Source organism: Yersinia aldovae ATCC 35236, from assembly GCF_000173735.1.
GTDB classification, from domain to species: domain Bacteria; phylum Pseudomonadota; class Gammaproteobacteria; order Enterobacterales; family Enterobacteriaceae; genus Yersinia; species Yersinia aldovae.
In genome coordinates this window covers 1-23,186 of record NZ_ACCB01000019.1, presented here as the reverse complement: position 1 = coordinate 23,186, position 23,186 = coordinate 1, and the positions used below count along the sequence as shown (strand labels likewise).

Below are 23,186 nucleotides of genomic sequence, written 5' to 3'. Positions count from 1 at the left end.
TGCGCCTACCAGCGAGGAACGTCTGAAATCACATCACCGCATTGCGCACGCTGGCGTAGCAGATGATCCATTAACACGATAGCCATCATCGCCTCAGCGATAGGCACGGCACGGATGCCAACACAAGGATCATGGCGACCACGGGTGACCATCTCGACGGCTTCACCCTGCCGGTTAATGGTTCGCCCCGGCACCATAATACTGGATGTCGGCTTCAACGCGATGTGAGCAACGACCGGTTGCCCGCTGCTGATCCCGCCTAAAATCCCCCCCGCATGGTTACTCTGGAAGCCTTGCGGCGTAATTTCATCACGGTTTTCACTGCCACGTTTGGTCACCACAGCAAAACCATCACCAATTTCAACGCCTTTCACCGCATTGATACTCATCAGCGCATGAGCCAAGTCCGCATCCAGACGATCGAACACCGGCTCACCCAAACCAACTGGCACGTTTTCCGCAACCACCGTAATCTTGGCTCCGATGGAGTCACCGGCCTTTTTCAGCTCGCGCATTAAGGCATCGAGCGGCTCCAGCTTACTCTGATCCGGGCAGAAGAATGGGTTCTGTTCGACCAAATCCCAGTCAAGTAAATCACAGCTAATATCGCCGATTTGTGCCAAATAACCGCGTACCTGCACGCCAAACTTCTGTGCCAGATACTTTTTAGCAATTGCCCCCGCCGCGACGCGCATCGCCGTTTCACGGGCGGAAGAACGGCCACCACCACGGTAATCGCGCATACCGTATTTTTGCTCATAGGTATAATCAGCGTGGCCCGGACGGAACACATCTTTAATGGCGCTGTAATCTTGCGAACGTTGATCCGTATTTTCAATCATCAAGCCGATACTGGTACCGGTGGTAACTCCGTCAAACACACCGGATAGAATACGCACCTGATCCGGTTCGCGGCGTTGCGTGGTATAGCGTGATGTGCCCGGACGACGTCGATCGAGATCCAACTGGATATCAGCTTCAGTGATCGGAATACCCGGTGGCACACCATCAATAATACACCCCAAGGCGATGCCGTGAGATTCACCAAAAGTGGTGACGCGGAAAAACTGCCCAATACTGTTCCCAGCCATCACAGCTCCTTTAAGTCAAAAATTGTGGTTAATATACCCCAACGACGTCGAGCGAGGGCAGCCTCTCCTGCGCCTTGAAGACGATGGGGGTATTAACACATTCGGTTAGTCGCGATACATAGTAAAATGTAGCGCACAATCAATTAGTTGCTGTTTAGTTAGCATAAATACGCCATCACCGCCATTGTCAAACTCCAGCCAGGTGAACGGCACATCTGGATATTGATCCATCAAATGCACCATGCTGTTGCCCACTTCACAAATCAGCACGCCATCATCTTGCAAAAAGTCCGGCGCACAAGCCAGAATACGACGCGCCAGTTTTAAGCCGTCGCTGCCCGCCGCCAGCCCGAGTTCAGGTTCGAAACGGAACTCTTGCGGTAAATCGGCCATATCTTCAGCATCGACGTACGGGGGGTTGGTGACAATCAAATCATATTTAATCGGCGGTAAATCGCGGAACAAGTCAGAGCGAATCGGCGTGACTTGATGCTCCATCGCGTGCTGCTGGATGTTGTGTTCGGTTACTGCCAACACGTCATTGGAGATATCCACGGCATCCACTTCCGCGTCAGGGAAAGCATAGGCGCAAGCAATGGCAATGCATCCGCTGCCGGTACACATATCCAGAATATGTTTAGGTTGATGGCGAATCAGCCCATCAAAGCGGTTATTGATCAGTTCACTGATCGGTGAGCGCGGTACCAGAACGCGCTCATCAACATAATATTCCATGCCACAGAACCAGGCTTTGTTAGTCAGGTAAGCTACCGGAATGCGCTCGTTGACTCGGCGAATAACTCGCTCAACAATGCGGTGACGCTCGCTGGAGGTCAGGCGCGCACTGCGTATTTCCTCTGGAATATCTATCGGCAAAAACAGACTTGGGAAAACCAGTTGTACGGCTTCGTCCCACGGATTATCCGTGCCGTGACCATAGAAAATGTTGGCGGCATTAAAACGACTCACTGTCCAGCGCAGCATATCCTGAATGGTGTGCAGCTCATTGACTGCTTCATCGACGAAAATTTTGTCCAAGGTATTCTCCAGCTACTGTATGTAACATCATTACGAGCGTAAATTCACTATTTATGCCCTAGTTTGCCATGAAGCCCGCGACAAATCAGCAGCAATAGATCAGTTGAATGATAACCGAATAATAAAATACGCCTTGAAGCCGCCAACTCTATATCCACATTTATTTAGACAGATGACTCTCAACAGGTAAACTGAGGTAATTGCATAAGTACAATGAATCGATAATGAAAAATAAATATCACCTGACGACTGATGAGTTACAGCTATTTAAAGAATCGATAGCCGGGACAAAAAAGCTCAAACAAGACACCATTCTGCACCGGGAGCCACCCAAATTAGGGAAGAGAATTGCCCCTGAACGATTGCTGCAAGAACAGGTTGATGCCAGCTATTATTTTTCTGATGAATTTCAACCGCAACTCGATAGCGAAGGCCCGACGCGCTATGTACGACCTGGCGTTGACCATTTTGAAGTAAAAAAATTACGCCGTGGCGACTACCCACCTGATATGTTTTTGGATTTACACGGATTAACACAAAAACAAGCCAAGCAAGAGCTGGGCGCATTAATTGCGGCGTGCAAACGTGAACATGTGCATTGTGCCTGCGTCATGCATGGTCATGGCAAGCATGTTCTGAAACAGCAAACACCGCTGTGGCTGGCGCAACATCCCGATGTACTGGCATTCCATCAGGCGCCCAAAGAGTGGGGTGGAACGGCGGCACTCTTGGTATTAATTGAGTTGGCGCAGTAGTCAATATCAGCAGGTTATACAAAATAGCGTTTGGCAGAAAAACAAAAGCGCGACAGAGATGCCGCGCCATTTGAACATTGATTAATACCATGTTAGCCGTGACATGCCTTGGCCATCAATTGTGACGGGCTGACTTGCCAATCGAACGTACCTCTTCCGGTATCACCATTCAGGTCAACACAGGCAATAGCCGAGGTAGCAAACATCGGCGGACACTGATCTGGGCAAAGTTCTGAAACCAGATACCCAACCAGCGGCAAGTGCGAGATTATCAACACTGAAGCGCAATCTTCTTTTGCCAACACCTGCAAATAGGAACAAATAAAAGCCGCATCCCCACCCGGCGTTAACTCTGGCATGACTTCCTGCTCTTGTGGCAGAACCATCACTTCACGCACCACATCCAATGTCTGCCCTGCGCGCAAATAAGGGCTGACCAGAATCTGCTCTACATCCACAGACTGATCGTTTAGCCAGCAGGCTATCTGACGTGATTCATCCTGACCACACAGAGTTAGAGGCCGTTGAGCATCACTTGCTGCATCAAGGGCCGCGTCACCGTGACGCATAATGAAAACTTGCATATTGCACCGTTTTTGTTAACAAAATAACGCTATACAGAAACGCTTCGCGTGCTGTATCGCCGAAACCTTTGCCCAAGAGCAAAGAAACTTCATAACGATATCGCGCCGTCTCTCTATGGCGGCCGGGCATTTTGCCTGAAACTTAACGTAAAGAAAATGGCTGTTTTTTACTCCGGTAAACCAGCAGCCAACCCTAACTGGTTACATAATAACCTTGTCAACAGCTTAATCTAAACTCTATAACCTTAACAATAAATGGCTTTTAATTCATTTTCACACAAATGGTTACTTCGCGTGATTCAGGCTAAGGTAGCGCGGGTTGCCCCGTGTGTACAGCCACCTTAGCGCTAAGAATTACAGGTGGTGATCCTGCTCACACTCTTAATTATAGACGTTCGGCCACTTAACGTTAGTCATCAAATTACTCAATAAGTGGCCTAAATTGTCTATTCTGCTGGTGCCGTTTCCTGTGGATAAAATAGCTGCTGCTGCTGCGCCATTGTCACCAACCGCTGGCAAGGCTCAAAACGCTCGCCATACTGCTGCGTCAATAACTGAAGCGTTTTTACCACCTTCTCCGCCCCCAGGCTATCCAGATAACGGAAAGGGCCGCCGAGGAACGGCGGGAAGCCAATGCCGAACACCGCGCCGATATCCCCATCTCGCGGGTTACGAATAATAGACTCATCCAGACAGCGCACAGCTTCGTTCAACATCATCATGGTACAACGCTGTGCAATCACCGTGGCTTCGAGATGAGCCTTCGGAGTGATGCCCAGAAGAGTGTAAACACTTACATCCACCTGTTTTGGCGGGCGTCTCTTCCACGTAAAGCCTTTGGTTTGCGTAGTTGGATATACCGCTTTTGGATATAAATAAAAACCACGGCCATTTTTCCGCCCTTTGCGCCCATCCTTCAAGATCACCTCAAAAGAGGGCGGAGCTGCAAAACGTGGCCCTAATTGCTCAACCAAGATAGGCATAATTTTGGTCCCGACATCAATTCCCACTTCATCAAGCAGCGTAATCGGGCCAACCGGAAAACCAAAGTCCACCAACGCTTTATCGATGGAATCGATAGGCTCGCCGTCTAGCAAACAGCGCGCGGCTTCATTGATATAAGGAGCCAAAATACGATTTACATAGAACCCGGCACGATCAGCTACCACAATGGCTGTTTTACCCTGTTTTCGAGCCAAAGCGACTGTAGTAGCAATAGTTTCTTCACTGGTTTTCTCATGAGGAATAACCTCTACCAGTGGCATCTTATCTACCGGGCTAAAGTAGTGCAGACCAATTACCTGCTCTGGCCGCTGCGCTTGTGCGGCTATCTGGCTAATGGGTAACGAGGACGTATTGGAGGCAAAAATAGTGTGTGGCGCACCGACACGCTCGATATCGGCAACCATTTGCTGCTTCAATGCTAAATCTTCAAATACTGCTTCAACAACAATATCTACATTATCAAAACCGCAATAATCGGTAGTACCGGAAATCAGCATCATCTGGCGCTGCCGCTCCGCCGGGCGCATTCTCTTATTGCGCACCCGTTTACCCAGCGCATCCCAGGTATATTTCAACGCCAGATTAATTCCCTGTGGGTTGATATCTTTAATTCGCACCGGCAAACCCGCACGGGTAGCGGTTACATTGGCAATACCGCCACCCATCAGACCGCCGCCTAAGACGCCAACACGATGGATAGCACGAGGTTGTGCCGCCCCCCCCGTCTCTTTTTTCAGCGAGGTGGTGGCAAAGAACAAACTGCGTAATGCGGCAGATTGAGGGGACATCGCCAAATCACCAAATGCTCTGGCCTCAGCTTCATAACCGCTCGGGCCGCCATGATCCAGGCCTTTGCGTATCACATCAATAATGTGTTCAGTTGCAGGATAATGACCTTTGGTCTTCGCCCGTGTCTTCTTACGCACCACGTTAAATAATATTGCCTTACCCAGCGGGCCACTGAGCAAACGCTCTTGCCACGGCAGTGTTGGGCGGTCAAGCCAGCCAGCCTTGGCGCGTGCGATAGCGACATCCAATAAGATATCCAGTGGCACGATATCATCCACCAGCCCCATTTTAAGTGCCTGACGCGCGCGAACCTGCCTGCCGGTCAGTATCATATCCAGCGCCTTGCTGACGCCAATCAAACGTGGCAAACGTTGCGTTCCCCCCGAACCGGGAAGTAAGCCAAGCTGCACTTCCGGCAATCCAAGCACCGTTTTATCATCCAGAGAACAAATTCGGCTATGACAAGCCAGAGCCAATTCCAGCCCCCCGCCCAAACAAGCACCGTGGATAGCAGCAACCACCGGCACCGGAAAGGCCGCGATTTGTGCCAGCGTTGCTTGCCCTTTTTGTGCCAATACCCGAGCATCCTGTGCCGTACGGCAAGCGGCAATCATGGCGATATCCGCACCAGCAACAAATGAGTCTGGTTTGCCAGATATAATTACCAGCCCCTGCAATCCGGATAAGGCCTGCGCTTGTTGCAATATCTCGGTGATTTGTTCAGCAAATTCAGCCTTTAAGGTATTTACCTTTTCGCCCACAACATCAATGGTGATAATACCAATATTGTCTGGCCGCACACTGAGGGTAAATACTGAAGTCGCTGGTGCTATTGCCTTTGGCATAAGCACATCATCACTGTTATGGATAATATCTTCCTGGCTCATTACTCCACCTCCAGAATCATCGCTGCACCTAAGCCACCAGCAGCGCAGGCGGTGGTTAGCCCTAATCCACCACCACGACGGCGCAATTCATTCAATGTTTGGGTAATCATCCGCGCCCCCGTTGCGGCGAAAGGATGCCCATAAGCGATTGATCCACCTAAGACGTTGAATTTACTCATATCAACTTCACCAATCGCATGATTTCGGCCCAATTTTTCACGGGCAAAAGTATCACTGGCAAACATTTTCAAGTTTGCCAGTGTTTGTGCCGCGAATGCTTCATGCATATCAATCAGGGTCAAGTCCGCCAGCGTAATACCGGCACGATCCAGCGCCAACGGCGTGGCATAAGATGGCCCTAACAGCATATCCTGCCAGACATCAATGGCGGAAAACGCAAAACTGCGCAGATATCCCAGCGGCTGTAACCCCAACGCTTTGGCTTTCGACTCACTCATCATCATGACCGCAGCGGCCCCATCCGTCAGCGGGGTGCTGTTCGCCGCAGTGACACTGCCGTGTTGGCGATCAAACGCTGGGCGCAATTTGGCGTATTGCGCCAATGTAGAATCTTTGCGGATATTATTATCTTCAGAAATAGCATCTCGGTACGGCGGAATGTAGGCGGTCATCACTTCATCATGTAATAACCCTTGCTGCCAAGCTTGTGCCGCCATTTGGTGGGAGCGCAGAGCTAAAGCATCTTGATCTTCACGGCTTATCCCATAGGTTTTTGCCATCTGCTCGGCGGTGTCTCCCATCCGTAAACCGGTGGAATATTCTGCTACTGCTGGAGCGACCGGCAGCAGATCACGCAGCTTCAGCCGGCTGAATAATGTCAGCCGTTGGGATAAAGTTCGGGCTTTATTCACATCGACCAAGGTTCGCGCCAGCGCTTTACTCACGCCGATAGGCAACACCGATGAAGAATCTGCGCCACCGGCTATCGCGACGGTCACTGAACCGGCAATAATACTTTCAGCTACATTGGCTACCGCCTGAAAGCTGGTCGCACAGGCACGCGAGACGCTGTATGCGTCAGTGTGAACACTCATACCGGTACCTAACACAATTTCGCGGGCAATATTAGGCGCTTCAGGCATTTGTACCACCTGGCCAAACACCAGTTGATCGATTAACTCAGGAGCAACCCCACTTCTGGCCATCAATTCGCTTACGACCATTTTGCCTAAGTCTACAGCCGGTACGCCATGATAAGCAGTTGCCTGCTTGGCAAAAGGAGTGCGCAGGCCGCTGACTATTGCAATGCGACCGCCCTGGTGCGTCACTAGCGGTAATGGCTTACTCATAAACGCTCCTGATAAATAAAAGTGGCTTTCACTAAAGAGTAATAAATAACAGGTCTGACCTGATCCCATCATTGTTAACCAAACATTTACATTTGGCAAACCGACAGAACAGGAAAGTGGGAGCAGGAGCAACTTTTCAGAACAAAAAAACCGGCGGGAAATTCTGTGAGGCAAAATAACATCACGTTAAGATGATAAAGCTAGCTAAATAAATTCACGCGAGGAATGATTAAAAAAAAACGCAAAGCAATTAGCTTCGCGCTTGGTATTATTTGTCTCACTTTTTTGCTTAAAGTGCTTGCTTAGACCTTAACGCAGCCCAAGCTGGAAAATCATCGTTTCTGCCTGGCAAGCAAAAGTGAAATCAATGGTTAAACGAACACCGCCGTCCGTCTCTTCCAACGTATGCTCAATCAGACAAGGGTCGGATTCAACCGCACGCGCTTTTTCACTCAACGATTTCAGCATGGTTTCAGCTTCAGCACGGTTATCAAACACGCAACTGTAAGAGGCTGTGCAGTCAGTATTGTCCATTATCGTGCCGACATCGACGCAGCAGCAAGCGGCAGTTTCTTCAGCGCTACAGCGATTGTTTGTTGATCGAATACTTGCATCTGACATCTTCAATTCTCCTCAACGGACATTTCAAAATAAGTCCTATTGCCGATTAACTCGCACAAAACAGACATGGCACAAAAATATTTTCTCTTTCTTCATTTTACTACTGCAATGCGCAAGGCACTAGGACTTACTGTTTATAAGCCTATTAAGTGACGGAAATCACACTAAAATTGTTTGTTCGCTCATCAATAATGTAATAATTGCTGCTAAATTGTGAGATTTTTGTTAACTACGTCTATTTTTTGCAATTGAAATTGAACAAATCACAAAACATACTTGCAACACTCACACAGGTCAGACCTATACTTCAGCCACTGGTCTGCTTTGTCTGACCGAAAACGGACCCTACAATCCCGCATTCTCTTGTTACGGTATGTAACATTAATTAAAATAATGAGGTTTTGGTCATGAACCAGAAAAACCTGTTTACCCGATCAGCTCTGGCAGCTGCAGTGGCAATCATCTCTTCGAACGTTTCTGCGGCCGGCTTTCAGTTGAATGAATATTCAGCCGCTGCCTTGGGACGCTCTTTCTCTGGTGAAGGCGCTGTTGCCGACAACGCATCTGTTGGTAGCCGCAACCCCGCCGCAATGACTTTGTTCGATCGCCCTTCTTTCTCTGGCGGCTTCGTTTATGTTGATCCAAGCGTTGACATCAGCGGGACGTCACCAAGCGGCAGAAGCACTAATGCCAACAATATCGCACCATCAGAGTGGATACCGAATATCCACTTTATTATGCCATTAAATGAACAATGGGCGATTGGTGCGTCCGGTACCTCAAACTACGGCCTGGCGACCAAATTCAATGATGACTATGTCGCCGGCTCATTGGGTGGCGAGACTGACCTGAAAACCGCTAACCTGAATCTAAGCGCGGCTTACCGTCTGAATGAAAACTTCAGCTTCGGTTTAGGCTTTGATGCGGTTTATGCCGATGCCAAGATTGTGCGTCATCTCGGTGAAGCCGGTGGCGGTCGTTTACCGTACAGTACTGAAGTCACCCGTATGGAAGGGACAAAATGGGGCTATGGTTGGAATGCGGGGGTTCTGTATGAAGTTGATAAAGAAAACCGTTATAGCTTCACCTATCGTTCCAAAGTGAAAATTGATTTTGATGGCGATTACAGTAACCAATTACCTCGCCAAGCAGGTGGATTGGGCGGTCAAACAGTCCCTGGTGCTCTAACCCTGAATCTGCCTGAAGTCTGGGAAGTGTCCGGCTACAACAAAGTAGCACCACAATGGGCGATTCACTACAGCATGGCGTACACCAGTTGGAGCCAGTTCCAAGAACTGAAAGCAACCGGTACGAATGGCCAGACACTGTTTGAAAAGCATGAAGGCTTTAGAGACGCCTACCGTATTGCGCTGGGTACCACCTATTATTACGATGACAGTTGGACCTTCCGTACCGGTATCGCCTTTGATGATAGCCCGGTTCCCGCAGATAACCGTACCATCTCGATTCCAGACCAAGATCGTTTCTGGATCAGTGCCGGTACGACCTACGCTTTCAACAAAGATGCCTCTGTTGACGTGGGTATTTCCTATATGCACGGCCAGAACGTGCACATCAAGGAAAAAACCCCTACAGCATTGGGCGCAACAACCTATGAGTTTGACTCTAAAGGTACTGCACTGCTGTACGGCGTGAACTTTAACTACACATTCTAATAACCGATTATTTCTCGGATTATGTCGATAAAAAAGCGCCGCAAGGCGCTTTTTTATCGACTAGTGTCAGAAGCGATATCAGTTGGCTGAATCGATACTGTCCAGATCGTTCTGAATAGCTTGAGCATTCGAGTTAACTTCTACTTTCAATTGGCCACCGCTCGCCAGGAAGTCATTACGTTGGAAGTAAGCTTCGCGCATCATCAAATAAGGGTCTGATGAGTTACGCAGCAAACCATCCGAATCCAACAACTGCGCCCGGGTTTCAATGCCTTCAACCATCCATTTGCCCGCCGACATCCAGAACGTCAGATAACTCAGCACCGGATAGACGTAATCAACCGCGTTACCGCCATCCTCACGGATCGTAAAGCTACCATAACCCGGTAGTACCACGTAAGGGCCGTAACCGACATTATAATGACCTAACGTACTCCCAAAGCGATGAGGAACTTGTTTAGCCAGTTTTGGGTTAGCCATACTGGCAACATCGATAAGCCCCCCCATCCCCAGTATGGTATTTAGGAAGAAGCGGTTGAAGTGCTTCATGGCGTTATACGGATCACCGACCAGGAAGCTATTCACCATACTGGCTGGCTCTTCCAGATTGCTGAGGAAGTTACTCGTGCCATTACGTGCTGGCTGTGGCACGTAATCCCGCCAAACAACCGCCACCGGGCGGACAATATAAGGGTCAAGAACCTCATAGTTAAAATTGAACATTGCCCGGTTAAAACCTTCGAGTGGATCCGAGCGCCCCTGCTCCATGTGATCCGGCGAGCTACTGGCGCACCCTACTAATAGCACGGTTGCAAAAGCCAGCCCAGTCAGGCGGTAGTTCATATTCTTCTCCATGAAATCTTGCTAGCCCCTTTCACTTAAGGGGTTTGTCTGTTTATCTGAACACTAATAGGTTGAATACCTACTTTTTGATTGCCTGACTGCCCCGCCCCATTAAAGTCCTGCACCATACTCTCACCGAACCAGTCGCCAGATTGCGGATTGGCAGTGCCATCCAGTGAGATACGTGCACGCACTTTCACCTGATGCAAGGATGAGAGCAAACGCTCAGGCATCATTGCATTGCTATCATCCAGCGTAATTGATAGCGGGAAACGGTTCAGCGGCAGTCGCTTTACAGCAACCGGTATCGGATTTGTACCGTCGGTTACCGATATAATCAGTGTTCCCCGTCGAGGTAAATTTTGGGCGGCATCTGAAGATAATGATACCTCTATTCCCAGTGTAGCTGTTTCCTGCCCTGCCTGCGATTTGGCTTGCGCAATACTGCGTTTTATCACGTCGACGCGAGAATCACCAGCAGGCAACAATTTTAGCATAACTTCCCACGCACCAATGGCTTGTTTGAAATCACCCTGTTCAAAAGCATTAAAAGCCAATAAGCTCATCGCACGCAGATTGGTATGATTTTGCCCAACCATTGTGCGCAACATCTGGGTAGCTAACTGATTATCCTGCGGATCATTGGAGCGAGTCAGCACTTCGGCATAGCCGAGTCTGACCTCTTCATTATCGGGTGCTAACTGATATGCTTTCGCAAAAGCTTGCGTTGCGGTTGTCGCATTGTTGAGCGCCATCCCCACTCGCCCCAGCATCATCCAGTCGTTGACGTTACCTGTATCCTGCTGCAATGAGGTGCGCAGCCCCAGCCCTAAACGTGCCACCTCTTCCATTGTCAAAGGTTCAGCCCGTTCGTTAGCGACTCTGGCTCGCAACTCAGGCATTTGCGCCTCAACCTGATGCCATGCCTGCACCTGAGCCAACCCACCGGTTTTCAGATATAACCCCACAGCAACAACCACCATAACCACCACACCGGGTAATAATGCCCAACGGTTGATTGGGCCTATTTCGCCAGCCGATGGCAGTTGAGTGATGCTGCTTTGAGCACCCTCTGGTTGTGGGATGTCGGTCAGCAAGTTTTGTTGCAGCTCTTTAATCAGCTCAGGCCGTTGTGCTACCACGCCCTGCGCTTCATCTTCTGCCAGTTCAGATAACCGGTCCTGATAAATCGCCTTATTTAGCTCATCACGGGTGGTTACTGGGGTATTCGCATTTTGTCGCATGGCCGGAATGACGAATAAGGCACCCGCGACCGCCAGCAAAATGATCACTATTAACCAAAATGCCATTATGGTTGTTTCCTGTCAGTGGGGTTTTGTCGGACCGGCACATTTTTTCCAGCCTGTACGTTTTTTTCAGACAACAAATCTTGTAGCCGCTGCTGCTCTTGCGCTGAAAGTGGGGCTTCTTTTTCCACCCGACGCCGAGCGCGCAATATCACTATCGTCGTCCCCATCAACACAAACAGTATCGGGCCGACCCAGAGAATCAAGGTCGCGGCAGTCACGGGGGGTTCATAAGTTACGAAATTACCGTAGCGGGCCACCATATAATCAATAACTTGCTGTTTGGAATTTCCCTGCTGCTGCAGTTCATACACTTTGGCGCGCATATCCGCAGCAATAATGGCATTAGAATCAGCAATGCTATTGTTCTGACACTTAGGGCAGCGCAACTGCTCGGTCAGTTCACGATACTGCTGCTCCTGCGCCTCTGATTTGAAAGTATACGTATCGATCGCGGCGAACACACTGCAACTCAGCATCAAGCCAAACATTAGGCTAAGTAACCTCATGCGCCCCCCTGATACTTGTTATACAGCGGCAAAATTTCCTGCAACCAAACGCGATCGTTGAGATCACCGGCATGGCGATAACGGATAATACCCTGACCGTCGATCAGGAAAGTCTCCGGTGCGCCATAGACACCAAGATCCAATCCCAACATGCCATCACCATCATACAAACTCAGCGCATATGGGTTACCGAGCGAATTGAGCCACTGCACCGCTTTGCCGCGATCATCTTTATAATTCAGCCCAACCACGCGGATGCCCTGCGCGGCCAGTTTATTCAGATATTGATGCTCCGCCCGGCAAGTTGGGCACCAGGTTGCCCAGACGTTGAGCAACATCGGCTTGCCGTCATGCAATACCGCTTGATCAAAGATTTTACCCGGTTTATCAAGGGATTCCAGTTTAAACGCGGGCACGGGTTTACCAATCAGTGCAGACTCCAGCATCGTCGGATCATCGCCATTGGCATTACGGGTCAGTTGCACTAAAAACGCCACCACCAGCAGCAAAAACAGCACCAGCGGAATAAACATCAGCTTATTAAATGAAGTCGGTGCTTTCATTATTTTGCCTCCGATGCGGCCGCGCGTTTTAGCTTTTTACTCATCCGATAACGTGGATCGAACATACAGAAGAGGCCGCCGAGGGCCATAAATACCCCGCCAAACCATATCCAGCGCACAAATGGCTTGTAATACAAGCGTACCGCCCATGAGCCATCATCCAACTCTTCACCTAGCGCGGCGTAAAGGTCACGGGTAAAACCGCCGTCAATGGCAGCTTCTGTCATCATTGAACGGGAGACACTGTAATAGCGTTTTTCCGCATGTAAGGTGGCTTCCACCTTGCCATGACGGGTGACATCAATAATACCAACACCACCGGTATAGTTCGGCCCTTTAATATCGTGAACATCGCGGAAAACGAAGTGATAATCATGGATATCAATGCTATCACCGGCCTTCATGCGCACATCTCGCTCAACACTGTAGTTCTGGCTAAAAGCAATGCCTATCACCGTGACGGCAACCCCAAGATGGCCCAGCACCATTCCCCAGTGGCTGCGGGAAAGGTGAGTCAGGCCACGCCAGAAGCTATATCGATGTGTTGCTCGCTCATGCAGTTCCATCAATGTCAGGATAATGACCCAAATGGCCATCATCAACCCGACCACCGTCATACCGGCAATGGTGTCCTGCATCAGCCACGGTACCAATATCGATAACAACAGCGTGACAACCAGCGCTACGCCCAAACGCGCCCATAGCTTACTGGGTTCGTCTCTGCGCCAGCGCACCAATGGCCCAATCCCCATCAGCAGCGCCATCGGTGCCATCAACCAGGTGAACATGGTATTAAAGAACGGCTCTCCGATTGAAATACTGCCCAGCCCAAGCTGCTTGTGAACCAGCGGCAACAAGGTACCCAGTAACACCACCAGCATCGCGGCAATTAGCAACACATTGTTACTGAGCAGGAAAGTCTCACGCGAGAACACCTCATGTTGTGTACGGCTGCGTACTTGTGCGCCTTTTACCGCATACAACAGGAGCGAACCACCGATGACAATCACCAGATAGGCGAGGATAAACATGCCACGCGCCGGATCAGAGGCAAAGGAGTGTACTGAAACCAGCACGCCGGAACGCACCAGGAAGGTGCCCATTAAGCACAGTGAGAATGCGGTAATCGCCAGCAATACCGTCCACGCTTTGAAGGTGCCACGCTTCTCGGTAACTGCCAGTGAGTGAATCAGCGCAGTACCGGCCAACCACGGCATAAAGGAGGCATTTTCCACCGGATCCCAGAACCACCAGCCACCCCAGCCTAATTCATAGTAAGCCCACGCCGATCCCAGTACGATCCCCATGGTCAGGAACACCCATGCCGCTTGTGTCCAGGGCCGCGACCAGCGCGCCCAGGCACTGTCCAAGCGGCCGGCCATTAATGAGGCAATGGCAAAAGCGAAAGCGACCGAGAAACCGACATATCCCATATAAAGGAGAGGAGGATGGAAAATCAACCCGACATCCTGCAACAGTGGGTTCAAATCGCCACCATCAATCGGGAACCCCGGCAAGGTGCGGCTAAACGGATTTGAGGTCAGAATAATGAACAGTAAGAAACCGCCGGTAATCATCCCCAGCACTGACAACACGCGAGCCACCGCATCTTCAGGCATCGAACGGCTAAACAGCGCAACGGCCAGTGACCAGCAACTCAGCAGTAATACCCATAGTAATAGCGAGCCTTCATGTGCTCCCCAGGTGGCAGCAATACGGTAATAGACCGGTAATTGCGAGTTTGAGTTCGCCGCCACATAGGAGACGGTAAAATCATTCACTACAAATGCATATACCAGACATATAAATGACAGGGTGATGGTGGCAAACATGCCGTAGGTGAGCGGCCGGCCCACGGCCATCATGCGAGCATCCTGGCGCGCGGCTCCCCACTGCGGATACAAACTCAGCAATAGCGAAATTGCCAGCGCCAAACATAATAAGAAACTGCCAATTTCAGGCATCATGAGGCATTGCCCTCACCATAGGCCGCAGCCGGGCGGGTATGATTCTCTTTCATCGCTTCTTCAACCTCTGGCGGCGTATATTTTTCATCATGCTTGGCTAAGACTTCTTTAGCATTGATAGTGTTACCTTCGGCGAATACCCCTTGTGCTACCACCCCCTGCCCCTCACGGAACAAGTCCGGTAAAATGCCGGTATAAGTGACGGTGACCGCACCACGGGCATCATAGACCTTAAAACTCACCTCCAACGTCTTGGCATCACGTTTCACCGTACCAGGCATCACCATGCCGCCAATCCGAAGGCGCTGGCCAATCTCTGGCTTCTCATGGCGCTCACCTTTCCCTTGCAGAATTTCGCCAGGCGTATAAAACAAGTCAATATTTGAACGCAACGCATACAGCACCAAAGTGACGGTCAGACCGACACCGATCAGCACCACAATGGCCAAATAGAGCCGGCTTTTCCTACGTGGATTCACGGTTGTTTCTCCTGCAAACTGATGTCGCTGTTTGTCTGGTTTAATTGTGCCTGACGAATACGTTGTTCTCTGGCCTGGCGGCGCTGAATATCGGCTAATAGCTGTTTATGCTGCCAGCAAGTGTGTACCCACAAACCGAGCAGAGATAAGACGGTAACCGCTACCGCCAGCCAGACATAAAAGGCATAACCGCCCATCATAAAAAAAGCCATCCACGAGTCAAAGGCTGGGGTCATATGCGTGGCTCCTTACGTAACAGGGCGGCAACCCAAGGGCGATGGCGCTCTTGCTGCAAAATCAGATTGCGCAAACGCATTAATGTCAGCGTGGCAAAAAACAGCAAATAAACCGAAAATCGCCCAACGCAACGGTGAGCGCATACTGGGATCAATGCTTTGCTGCATATTGGTTGAACCTTGGTGTAGGGTGTTCCACCACACCACGGAGAAATGAATGATAGGTATATTGACCACGCCCACCAGCACCAGAATGCCGGCAGCCCGCCCCGCCAGCTTGCGGTCTTCGAAGGCGTTATACAGCGCAATTACGCCAAGATAGAGAAATAACAGCACCAACTCTGAGGTCAAGCGGGCATCCCAAATCCACCAGGTTCCCCACATCGGTTTGCCCCACGCAGAGCCAGTGACCAGCGCAATAAAGGTGAATACCGCTCCAACCGGAGCCATCGCCGCAACAACGTTATCAGACATTTTCATTTGCCACACCAATCCGACAAACGCAGCGATTGCCATCGACATATATATGCCCATCGACCATATCGCCGCCGGAACATGCAAATAAATGATGCGGAAACTGTTACCTTGCTGATAATCCGAAGGGGCGAAACCGAATCCCCACACCCAGCCGACGATCAGGCAAACAAATGCCCCAATGCCAAGCCACGGGATAAACCGGCCACATAGCTGATAAAGTCGCTCGGGTTTAGCGAATTGATGAAACCATTTCCACATTTTTCATTGCTCACTGTAAAAATTGGGCTGACATTGCCGCAGCGGTAATACCGCTGCAAGGTACGGCGCACAATCTGCTCTGACTGCGTTGGCTACCGTATTTAACCTTTTGAAAATATGTATTTTTTACGACTTCTTTTTATGGCATCAAATATAAATAGTTAGTGCACACTGACTCTCAACGCCGCCGCTGTAGCAAAAGGCGCAAGCGTTGCACTCCCTGCCAGCATCGCCCCCAGAATGGCCAGATAACCATCAATCGGCATCGACATCGATGCTGCATCAATGGCAGCGGTAGCAAATATCAACACCGGGATATACAGCGGCAGAACTAATAAACTCAACAACACACCGCCTTTGCGTAACCCAACCGTCAGAGCTACCCCAATAGCCCCGATAAAACTCAATGTTGGCGTGCCCAGCAGTAGCGTCAGCGCCATTGCGATGGCGGTATTGCTATCCAGAGAAAGGAGCAATGCCACCAGCGGCGATAAAATAAGTAACGGCAGCCCAGTCACCACCCAGTGAGCACACACTTTGCCTAATACCGTGAGTGGCAGCGGCGAGGGCAACAGCAGCAGTTGTTCAAGCGAGCCGTCGTAAAAATCATCACGAAACAGCCGCTCTAGCGAGAGCAGCGACGCTAACAACGCAGCCACCCAGACAATCCCCGGCGCAATACGCGCCAGTAATTGCGGCTCAGGGCCGATCCCCAGCGGGAATAACGTGATGACGATCAGGAAAAACCAGAGCGGGTTAACAATTTCCGCGCCTTTTCTGAACGCTATCTTTAATTCACGGCGCAACACGCTGATAAACATTAGTTCTCCTGCGCGTTGGTTAAACGGATCTTACGCACATTCTGGCTAACGCCATGTAAATCCTGATGGGTAGTCAGCAACACCATGCCCCCGTTAGCAGCATGATGCACAAACAGATCCAGTAATGTGCTAACACCTTGTTTATCAATCGCCGTCAGCGGTTCATCCAAGATCCACAGCGGTGCCTGACTCAGCCATAAACGGGCCAATGCGACCCGACGTTGCTGCCCAGCGGAGAGTTGCGACACAGGCAGGTCTTCGTAACCCACTAGCCCAACTTGCGACAACGCCTGCCAAATAGCGGCGCTGTCCGCTGGCTGAAATACCGACTGATAAAATGCCAAATTCTCAAACGGGGTCAGTACCGATTTAATCCCCGGCTGATGGCCCAAAAACAATAAATCCTGATGGTATTTGGCACGATCACGGCGGATGTTCGCCCCTTGCCAGTACACCTGCCCTTCATCGGCATCGGCCAACCCGGCTAAAATCCGCAATAAGCTGGTTTTCCCCGCGCCATTCTGCCCTTCAACCTGCACTATCTCTCCCGCCGCCACACAGAAACTTAACTGTTGAAATAAGCTTCGTTCATCTCGGACACAGGTCAGATTTTTAGCTTCCAGCATGAAGGATTTCTTTCCATTCGTCAGGGTTATAATTATGGGAAAACCGAATGATAACATAAGGCCGAATCCTTACGTAGCGTGGGCCTAACACTCCCACTACCCATATAGGGGTAATATTCGGCATAAGATCAATTTTCTGTAGAAAAAAACAACAAAGTTAAAGTTTTGTTACTTTTTATGTTACATCACGTAGATATTTTATCCACTGATTGCCTCCCTGGTTTCCTTCCGTAAACAATAATTAGGACTACGCTTATTACTTTAGTATCTCCTCATTTTATTGTGATTAACCCATATCAATTATTTTCGCTGTCAATTGGGAGAGCCTGATGGATGATGAGAAACCGTCTCAGAATAAGGGGGAACTGAAAGTAGGAAGTGATGAACAAAAACAGGGAAAAGAGATTGAAGTTAATGAAAAGAAGCTGCCCTCGAAAGCGGCAGCAATTCATGAACTCATCCGCCTTGATGGTGAAAAAGAATTAGAACGTGATAGCTTTGCGCTGCTGTGGTCAGCCATCGCTGCCGGACTTTCGATGGGGGCTTCCCTGATAGCAAAGGTATTTTCCATGCCAGGTTACCTGACAATCCAGCCAGTTTTTTACTGGAAAATGTCGGTTATACCTTCGGTTTTATCATTGTTATCATGGCGCGTCAGCAGCTATTTACTGAGAATACTGTCACCCCTGTGCTGCCCATCATGCAAAAACCCAGTTTAAGAAATTTTATTCTATTATTCCGACTATGGGGGTTGGTGTTATTAGGCAACCTGATAGGTACCGGGCTGGCGGCCTACTCCTTTATTCATATGCCGGTATTCGACGAGGACACTCGCACAAGGGGTCATGGAAAACTCACCGGCCGAGATGTTCGCCAATGGGATATTCTCTGGCTGGATAATTGCCACGATGGTATGGATGATACCCTCGGCTGAGGGAGCCAAGATTTGGTTGATCTTCCTGATGACCTATTTAGTTGCATTATGCGACCTGACACATATCGTTGTCGGTTCGGTAGAAATCTTCTATCTGGTGTTTAACGGTTCTTTGCCGTGGCAACAATTTGTTTATCCATTCGCTCTGCCAACACTCGCGGGTAACATCATTGGTGGCACTTTTATTTTTGCGTTGATAAGCCACGCGCAGATCCGAAGCGACATGACACATCAGCCTAAAAAGGTGACGAAATAGCCCAAAAGCCATCATCGTCACAGGAATAACCGCAGGTAAACGTGATAAAAAGTCTAAAATATGTGATCATAGCTATAGTAGTTTACTATTTATCACTTTTTAATATTTATTCAATTTAATTTCAAGAGGTTACCGTGCAGGATTTACCAAACTGTCCAAAATGTAGTTCTGAATTTACATGGCAAGAAGGGGAACAACTGAATTGCCCGGAGTGTGGTCATGAGTGGTCGGAAAGCACCCCGTCTGCAACGTCGCAAGACGACCTGGTGGTACGAGATGCCAATGGTAATTTGTTGGCTGATGGTGACTCAGTGACAGTGGTTAAGGATCTGAAAGTGAAAGGCAGCTCTTCAACGCTGAAAATCGGTACTAAAGTGAAAGGCATCCGTTTGGTTGAAGGGGATCATAATATCGATTGTAAAATTGATGGGTTTGGCCCAATGAAGTTAAAATCAGAGTTTGTTAAGAAAAGCTGATGCCGTAACCTGCCATTTGCTCCGAAGCCATACTATTTTTATCGTTTTTCAATCTGTTATGGCCTCGGGGCAGTTCAGCCCTTCCTTTCCCAAACACCCAACAGAACGTAAGATATCGTCATAAATTATTGTCTTTTTGTAGTAACCACTACTTTTTCACCCTAAGTTGGTGACAGAGTAACCAAACAGGCAGTCGACTGCTTATTATCTGGCTCAAAATGCGTATAATACCCCGGCAGCACACTTCACCGGCAACCACTCAGCCGATGACCGGGTCCCCGTAGTTAAACGGATATAACAAGCCCCTCCTAAGGGCTAGTTACTGGTTCGATTCCAGTCGGGGACACCATTAGCACTTCTCAAGATGTTCAATAAAGTCTAAAAAACCTTTAAAAACAACTGTGTTATAAAAATCCACGTCCAAAGAAATCTCAAAAATACCCGTAACAGCTACGCAAAACTTGTATAGAATGTTGTATAACGCTAGGTTCGATCTTATGGTTATACAAAAATGCTGCTAAATGACTTCAAAATCCGATCCGCCAAGCCGACAGACAAGGCTTATACACTCAATGATGGCAAAGGCTTATCACTCATCATTTCCCCTAATGGAGTGAAAGGTTGGCGTTTCCGTTATCAATTTGGCGGCAAGGCTCATATGATTTCATTTGGTGTCTATGGCCCCGTATCACTGGCTGATGCTCGCCGCCAACGTGAAGAAGCAAAATCAGCTTTAGCCAATGGCACCAACCCCAGTGATGCCCGTAAAGCGGAAAAGATTGCCTTAAAGTATCCGGCTAAAAATACCTTTGAAGATATTGCCCGCGAATGGCACACCTCCAAACTTGCGACATGGACACCAGAATATGCGGATACCGTCATGCGTGGCTTCGATAACAACGTATTTCCTTATATCGGCAAGCGCCCAATTGACCAGATAGCACCGTTAGAACTACTGACCGTTCTGCAACGCATTGAAAAGCGCGGCGCACTGGAACTCACCGGAAAAATCAGGCGGCGCTGTGGTGAAGTCTTCCGCTATGCCGTAGTGACCGGGCGGGCCACTTATAACCCAGCCCCTGATCTGGCCAGCGCACTAAACCGCCCCAAGAATGGCCATTACCCTTTCCTGACTGAAAGTGAGTTACCCGAATTTATTCAGGCATTGGATAACTATAAAGGCAGTAAACTGACCAAATATGCCACCCAGTTGTTAATGCTCACGGGCGTAAGAACTATCGAGCTACGGGCCGCTGAATGGTCTGAATTTGATCTGGATAATGCTCTGTGGGAAGTCCCCAAAGAAAGGATGAAGAAACGCCGCCCTCACCTTGTGCCGCTTTCCACACAGGCCTTAGCGATACTTGAAAAGCTCAAGGTGCTGACAGGGAATTATAAGTTAGTGTTCCCCGGCCGCAATGACGCCGGTAAGCCAATGAGTGAAGCGAGTATCAATAAAGTGATCAAGATGCTGGGTTATCATGGCAGGGCCACCGGTCACGGTTTCCGTCACACCATGAGCACTATCTTGCATGAGAAAGGCTATAACAGTGCGTGGATTGAAACCCAGCTTGCCCATGTTGATAAAAATTCCATCCGTGGAACTTATAACCATGCACAATATCTTGAAGGGCGTCGGGATATGTTGCAGTGGTATGGGAACAAATTAATAAATAAAACAAACAGTTAAAAAAGTTATATGAATATAATAGTAATATCCTCTTCCATACAGTAATGTAATTGAAAATTATAATATTTTTGTAATAAAACAAAATAGTCACTCTTCTTTACTAAATTATTTATTTTTAAGATAAGGAGTTCTTCCATGGCCAAAGTTGTATCATTAATCAATATGAAAGGTGGTGTGGGTAAATCAACACTATCAGTAAATCTTGCATGGCATTTAGCTGCATATAGTAATTGGAAGAAAAAAGTATTAGTAGTTGACCTCGATCCTCAATTCAATGCTAGCCAGTATTTAGTCGGTGTTAATAAATACAATAAAATGTTAGAAGATGGGAAACCGACAATTTGGGATATATTCGAACAACATACAAAAACGCCAACAAATAAAGTGGGAAAAAAAATAAAAGCCACTGAAGTAATTCGTAATATTGTGAAGTATCGAGGTGGTGGTCAAATAGATTTAATTCCATCTCGATTAGAACTATCTCTTTCTTTAAAAAGCTCATCGCAGAGACCACACTTACTCAATAAATTACTTAATGAAGTTAAAGATGACTATGATATTGTTTTGATTGACTGTGCACCAACAGAATCAATGCTTACAACGGCAGCTTATATATCCAGTGATTATATCCTCGTACCAGTCAAGCCTGAATATTTATCTACAATTGGTTTACCTTTGCTCAAAAGTTCCGTTGAGAGTTTTTTAGATGAGTATAATGAAAATGAGTTAGAAGTATTAGGTATTATTTTTAACGGAACTGAAGGATATATTCCAGAAGAAAACAAATCAAAAAATGAAGTTAAAGCGATGGCCATAAAAAATAACTGGACGATCTTTGACTCTGAAATTCCTTATTCACGCTCTTACCCTAAAGGAGCCAGAGAAGGAAAACCAATTTTTGGGACATCCTATGCAAGAACTGTCCAATGTGATAACTTCCGGGAATTCGCAGACGAATTTGGACGCAGAGCGGGGTTGTAATGACAAATAACGAGCTGAAATTATTAATTGATCTATGCCGTCAAATAGATAAACACGGCATTGATACTTTTATAAGTCTAGTTGAAAAGATAAAGGATACAGATACTTTATCGAGTCTAGAACTCCTTGTTCCGGTAATAAAAAAACGGCAGGTAAAGCCTGAAAATGTCTCACACTACGATAAAAAATCCATCGAGATAATTGAAAAGGAAGAAGTAAATGGAAATAAATTTCATAACAAACTAATGAATGTATATGTATATTTAAAAGATAAGAATTCAGCTTCAACAGTACGAAAAATAAAATATTTCCTAGATACTAATGGAAAAGCTAGTGCAGGCCTCAATGGAAAAGAAAAATCTATTAATTACTTAATTAGAGAATTATCAAAAGATGGGAATCTGCTAAATGAAGCAAATAGTTTCTTCAATGATAGTGATGACCGGACGTTATCAGCTTGGAGCGATGCTATCATGAAAAACAAACTATCTTCTGATGAGAAGTAATTTTAAGTAGCACTAATCGGATACTACATTTTATAACGTGGTATCCGATTTAAAGCAATCTTCTATCTTGATATAGTTTTCTTTAAATTTCAGACATAAAATTTGATTAATTTTTCATATAAAATTCAACTACCACCTCTATAAATTTTCATAAATTCCTAGCCAATATTCCTTTAAGACATAAACATTCCCTCCACAGAAACGGCACTACACCGCACCCGCCTGCACACTTTGCTTTATAAACTTATTTCAGTTTTAAATTCCTACAAACCCTAGCGCCAGCCCGCGCCGTGGCTGGGGTTCTGGCTGAAAATCCCAACTGAAAAGATTGAAAAGAATTTCACTAAATTTCAGTTTCGCTTTTTCTAACCTTACCGCTTAAAGTTTTAATTATATGATTTAAAACAAGTATTCTATTTTACGTGGCGAGGATGGGAAAAGTTGGGTGAGATAATAGCGTGGGGGAAATGTTGAAACCCTTGCCGGGCGTGGCTTCGCGGT

The 23,186-nt window shown here is 48.0% G+C and carries 21 protein-coding genes, 1 tRNA gene and 2 pseudogenes; 8 read left to right on the top strand and 16 right to left on the bottom strand.

The window, feature by feature from the left end; genetic code table 11:
• Positions 1-5: 5 nt before the first annotated feature.
• Together aroC and prmB are read right to left on the bottom strand one after the other, a co-directional pair.
• Complete coding sequence (gene aroC, locus YALDO0001_RS10550) at positions 6-1,091, bottom strand: chorismate synthase (protein WP_004702887.1); 1,086 nt, start codon at positions 1,089-1,091, stop codon at positions 6-8.
• Between the two features lie 105 nt (positions 1,092-1,196).
• Complete coding sequence (prmB, locus tag YALDO0001_RS10545; RefSeq protein ID WP_004702886.1) at positions 1,197-2,129, bottom strand: 50S ribosomal protein L3 N(5)-glutamine methyltransferase; 933 nt, start codon at positions 2,127-2,129, stop codon at positions 1,197-1,199.
• A 224-nt stretch (positions 2,130-2,353) separates the two neighbouring features.
• On the opposite strand from prmB, the gene smrB reads away from it, so the two are divergent.
• Positions 2,354-2,884, top strand: coding sequence for an endonuclease SmrB (smrB, locus tag YALDO0001_RS10540; RefSeq protein ID WP_004702884.1), 531 nt, complete (start codon positions 2,354-2,356; stop codon positions 2,882-2,884).
• 92 nt (positions 2,885-2,976) lie between these two features.
• Here smrB and sixA read toward each other — a convergent pair whose 3' ends face one another.
• The 4 genes from sixA to YALDO0001_RS10520 all read right to left on the bottom strand — a co-directional run bounded on the left by sixA (position 2,977) and on the right by YALDO0001_RS10520 (position 8,080).
• Positions 2,977-3,468, bottom strand: coding sequence for a phosphohistidine phosphatase SixA (sixA, locus tag YALDO0001_RS10535; RefSeq protein ID WP_004702883.1), 492 nt, complete (start codon positions 3,466-3,468; stop codon positions 2,977-2,979).
• A 446-nt stretch (positions 3,469-3,914) separates the two neighbouring features.
• Positions 3,915-6,149, bottom strand: a complete 2,235-nt coding sequence (gene fadJ / locus YALDO0001_RS10530) for a fatty acid oxidation complex subunit alpha FadJ (protein WP_004702879.1) — start codon at positions 6,147-6,149, stop codon at positions 3,915-3,917.
• Positions 6,149-7,459: an acetyl-CoA C-acyltransferase FadI gene (fadI, locus tag YALDO0001_RS10525; protein WP_042839771.1), complete on the bottom strand. Its 1,311-nt coding sequence runs from the start codon at positions 7,457-7,459 to the stop codon at positions 6,149-6,151. Before fadI ends, fadJ begins: the two co-directional genes overlap by 1 nt.
• Positions 7,460-7,768: 309 nt before the next feature.
• Positions 7,769-8,080, bottom strand: coding sequence for a YfcZ/YiiS family protein (locus tag YALDO0001_RS10520; protein WP_042839769.1), 312 nt, complete (start codon positions 8,078-8,080; stop codon positions 7,769-7,771).
• A 407-nt stretch (positions 8,081-8,487) separates the two neighbouring features.
• On the opposite strand from YALDO0001_RS10520, the gene fadL reads away from it, so the two are divergent.
• The gene (gene fadL, locus YALDO0001_RS10515) at positions 8,488-9,756 is read left to right on the top strand and encodes a long-chain fatty acid transporter FadL (protein ID WP_004702874.1); all 1,269 of its coding nucleotides are present in this window, start codon (positions 8,488-8,490) and stop codon (positions 9,754-9,756) included.
• A 78-nt stretch (positions 9,757-9,834) separates the two neighbouring features.
• Here the strand turns inward: fadL and mlaA are convergent, their stop codons facing one another.
• The 10 genes and pseudogenes from mlaA to ccmA form a co-directional block, all read right to left on the bottom strand.
• On the bottom strand, positions 9,835-10,599 hold the full coding sequence (mlaA, locus tag YALDO0001_RS10510; protein WP_082039554.1) for a phospholipid-binding lipoprotein MlaA: 765 nt from the start codon (positions 10,597-10,599) through the stop codon (positions 9,835-9,837).
• A gap of 35 nt (positions 10,600-10,634) precedes the next feature.
• A complete protein-coding gene (gene ccmI / locus YALDO0001_RS10505) occupies positions 10,635-11,909 on the bottom strand; it encodes a c-type cytochrome biogenesis protein CcmI (RefSeq protein WP_004702871.1) in 1,275 nt (424 codons plus the stop codon).
• The gene (locus YALDO0001_RS10500; RefSeq protein WP_042839767.1) at positions 11,909-12,415 is read right to left on the bottom strand and encodes a cytochrome c-type biogenesis protein; all 507 of its coding nucleotides are present in this window, start codon (positions 12,413-12,415) and stop codon (positions 11,909-11,911) included. The genes ccmI and YALDO0001_RS10500 overlap by 1 nt, the downstream gene beginning before the upstream one ends.
• Positions 12,412-12,978: a DsbE family thiol:disulfide interchange protein gene (locus YALDO0001_RS10495; protein ID WP_042839765.1), complete on the bottom strand. Its 567-nt coding sequence runs from the start codon at positions 12,976-12,978 to the stop codon at positions 12,412-12,414. Before YALDO0001_RS10495 ends, YALDO0001_RS10500 begins: the two co-directional genes overlap by 4 nt.
• Positions 12,978-14,945: a heme lyase CcmF/NrfE family subunit gene (locus tag YALDO0001_RS10490; protein WP_042839764.1), complete on the bottom strand. Its 1,968-nt coding sequence runs from the start codon at positions 14,943-14,945 to the stop codon at positions 12,978-12,980. The genes YALDO0001_RS10495 and YALDO0001_RS10490 overlap by 1 nt, the downstream gene beginning before the upstream one ends.
• Positions 14,942-15,424, bottom strand: a complete 483-nt coding sequence (ccmE, locus tag YALDO0001_RS10485) for a cytochrome c maturation protein CcmE (RefSeq protein ID WP_042546498.1) — start codon at positions 15,422-15,424, stop codon at positions 14,942-14,944. Before ccmE ends, YALDO0001_RS10490 begins: the two co-directional genes overlap by 4 nt.
• Positions 15,421-15,660: a heme exporter protein CcmD gene (gene ccmD / locus YALDO0001_RS10480; RefSeq protein WP_042546499.1), complete on the bottom strand. Its 240-nt coding sequence runs from the start codon at positions 15,658-15,660 to the stop codon at positions 15,421-15,423. Before ccmD ends, ccmE begins: the two co-directional genes overlap by 4 nt.
• Positions 15,657-16,395: pseudogene (locus YALDO0001_RS10475) on the bottom strand (heme ABC transporter permease). Before YALDO0001_RS10475 ends, ccmD begins: the two are co-directional and overlap by 4 nt.
• A 161-nt stretch (positions 16,396-16,556) precedes the next feature.
• A complete protein-coding gene (ccmB, locus tag YALDO0001_RS10470; RefSeq protein ID WP_004702864.1) occupies positions 16,557-17,216 on the bottom strand; it encodes a heme exporter protein CcmB in 660 nt (219 codons plus the stop codon).
• The gene (gene ccmA / locus YALDO0001_RS10465; RefSeq protein WP_042839763.1) at positions 17,216-17,842 is read right to left on the bottom strand and encodes a cytochrome c biogenesis heme-transporting ATPase CcmA; all 627 of its coding nucleotides are present in this window, start codon (positions 17,840-17,842) and stop codon (positions 17,216-17,218) included. The genes ccmB and ccmA overlap by 1 nt, the downstream gene beginning before the upstream one ends.
• 329 nt (positions 17,843-18,171) lie before the next feature.
• On the opposite strand from ccmA, the pseudogene YALDO0001_RS10460 reads away from it, so the two are divergent.
• The 6 genes and pseudogenes from YALDO0001_RS10460 to YALDO0001_RS10435 all read left to right on the top strand — a co-directional run bounded on the left by YALDO0001_RS10460 (position 18,172) and on the right by YALDO0001_RS10435 (position 22,685).
• A pseudogene (locus tag YALDO0001_RS10460) lies at positions 18,172-19,032 on the top strand (formate/nitrite transporter family protein).
• A 134-nt stretch (positions 19,033-19,166) separates the two neighbouring features.
• Positions 19,167-19,508 carry a zinc ribbon domain-containing protein YjdM gene (locus YALDO0001_RS10455; protein WP_042839761.1) on the top strand — a complete coding sequence of 114 codons (342 nt, stop codon included), beginning with the start codon at positions 19,167-19,169 and terminating at the stop codon, positions 19,506-19,508.
• A gap of 274 nt (positions 19,509-19,782) precedes the next feature.
• Positions 19,783-19,857, top strand: a tRNA-Arg gene (locus tag YALDO0001_RS10450).
• A gap of 162 nt (positions 19,858-20,019) precedes the next feature.
• Entirely contained in the window at positions 20,020-21,198 is a 1,179-nt protein-coding gene (locus YALDO0001_RS10445) for a tyrosine-type recombinase/integrase (protein ID WP_004702856.1), read from the top strand.
• 135 nt (positions 21,199-21,333) lie between these two features.
• Positions 21,334-22,179: a ParA family protein gene (locus YALDO0001_RS10440; protein ID WP_004702854.1), complete on the top strand. Its 846-nt coding sequence runs from the start codon at positions 21,334-21,336 to the stop codon at positions 22,177-22,179.
• A complete protein-coding gene (locus tag YALDO0001_RS10435; protein ID WP_042839760.1) occupies positions 22,179-22,685 on the top strand; it encodes a hypothetical protein in 507 nt (168 codons plus the stop codon). Before YALDO0001_RS10440 ends, YALDO0001_RS10435 begins: the two co-directional genes overlap by 1 nt.
• Positions 22,686-23,186: the final 501 nt, after the last annotated feature.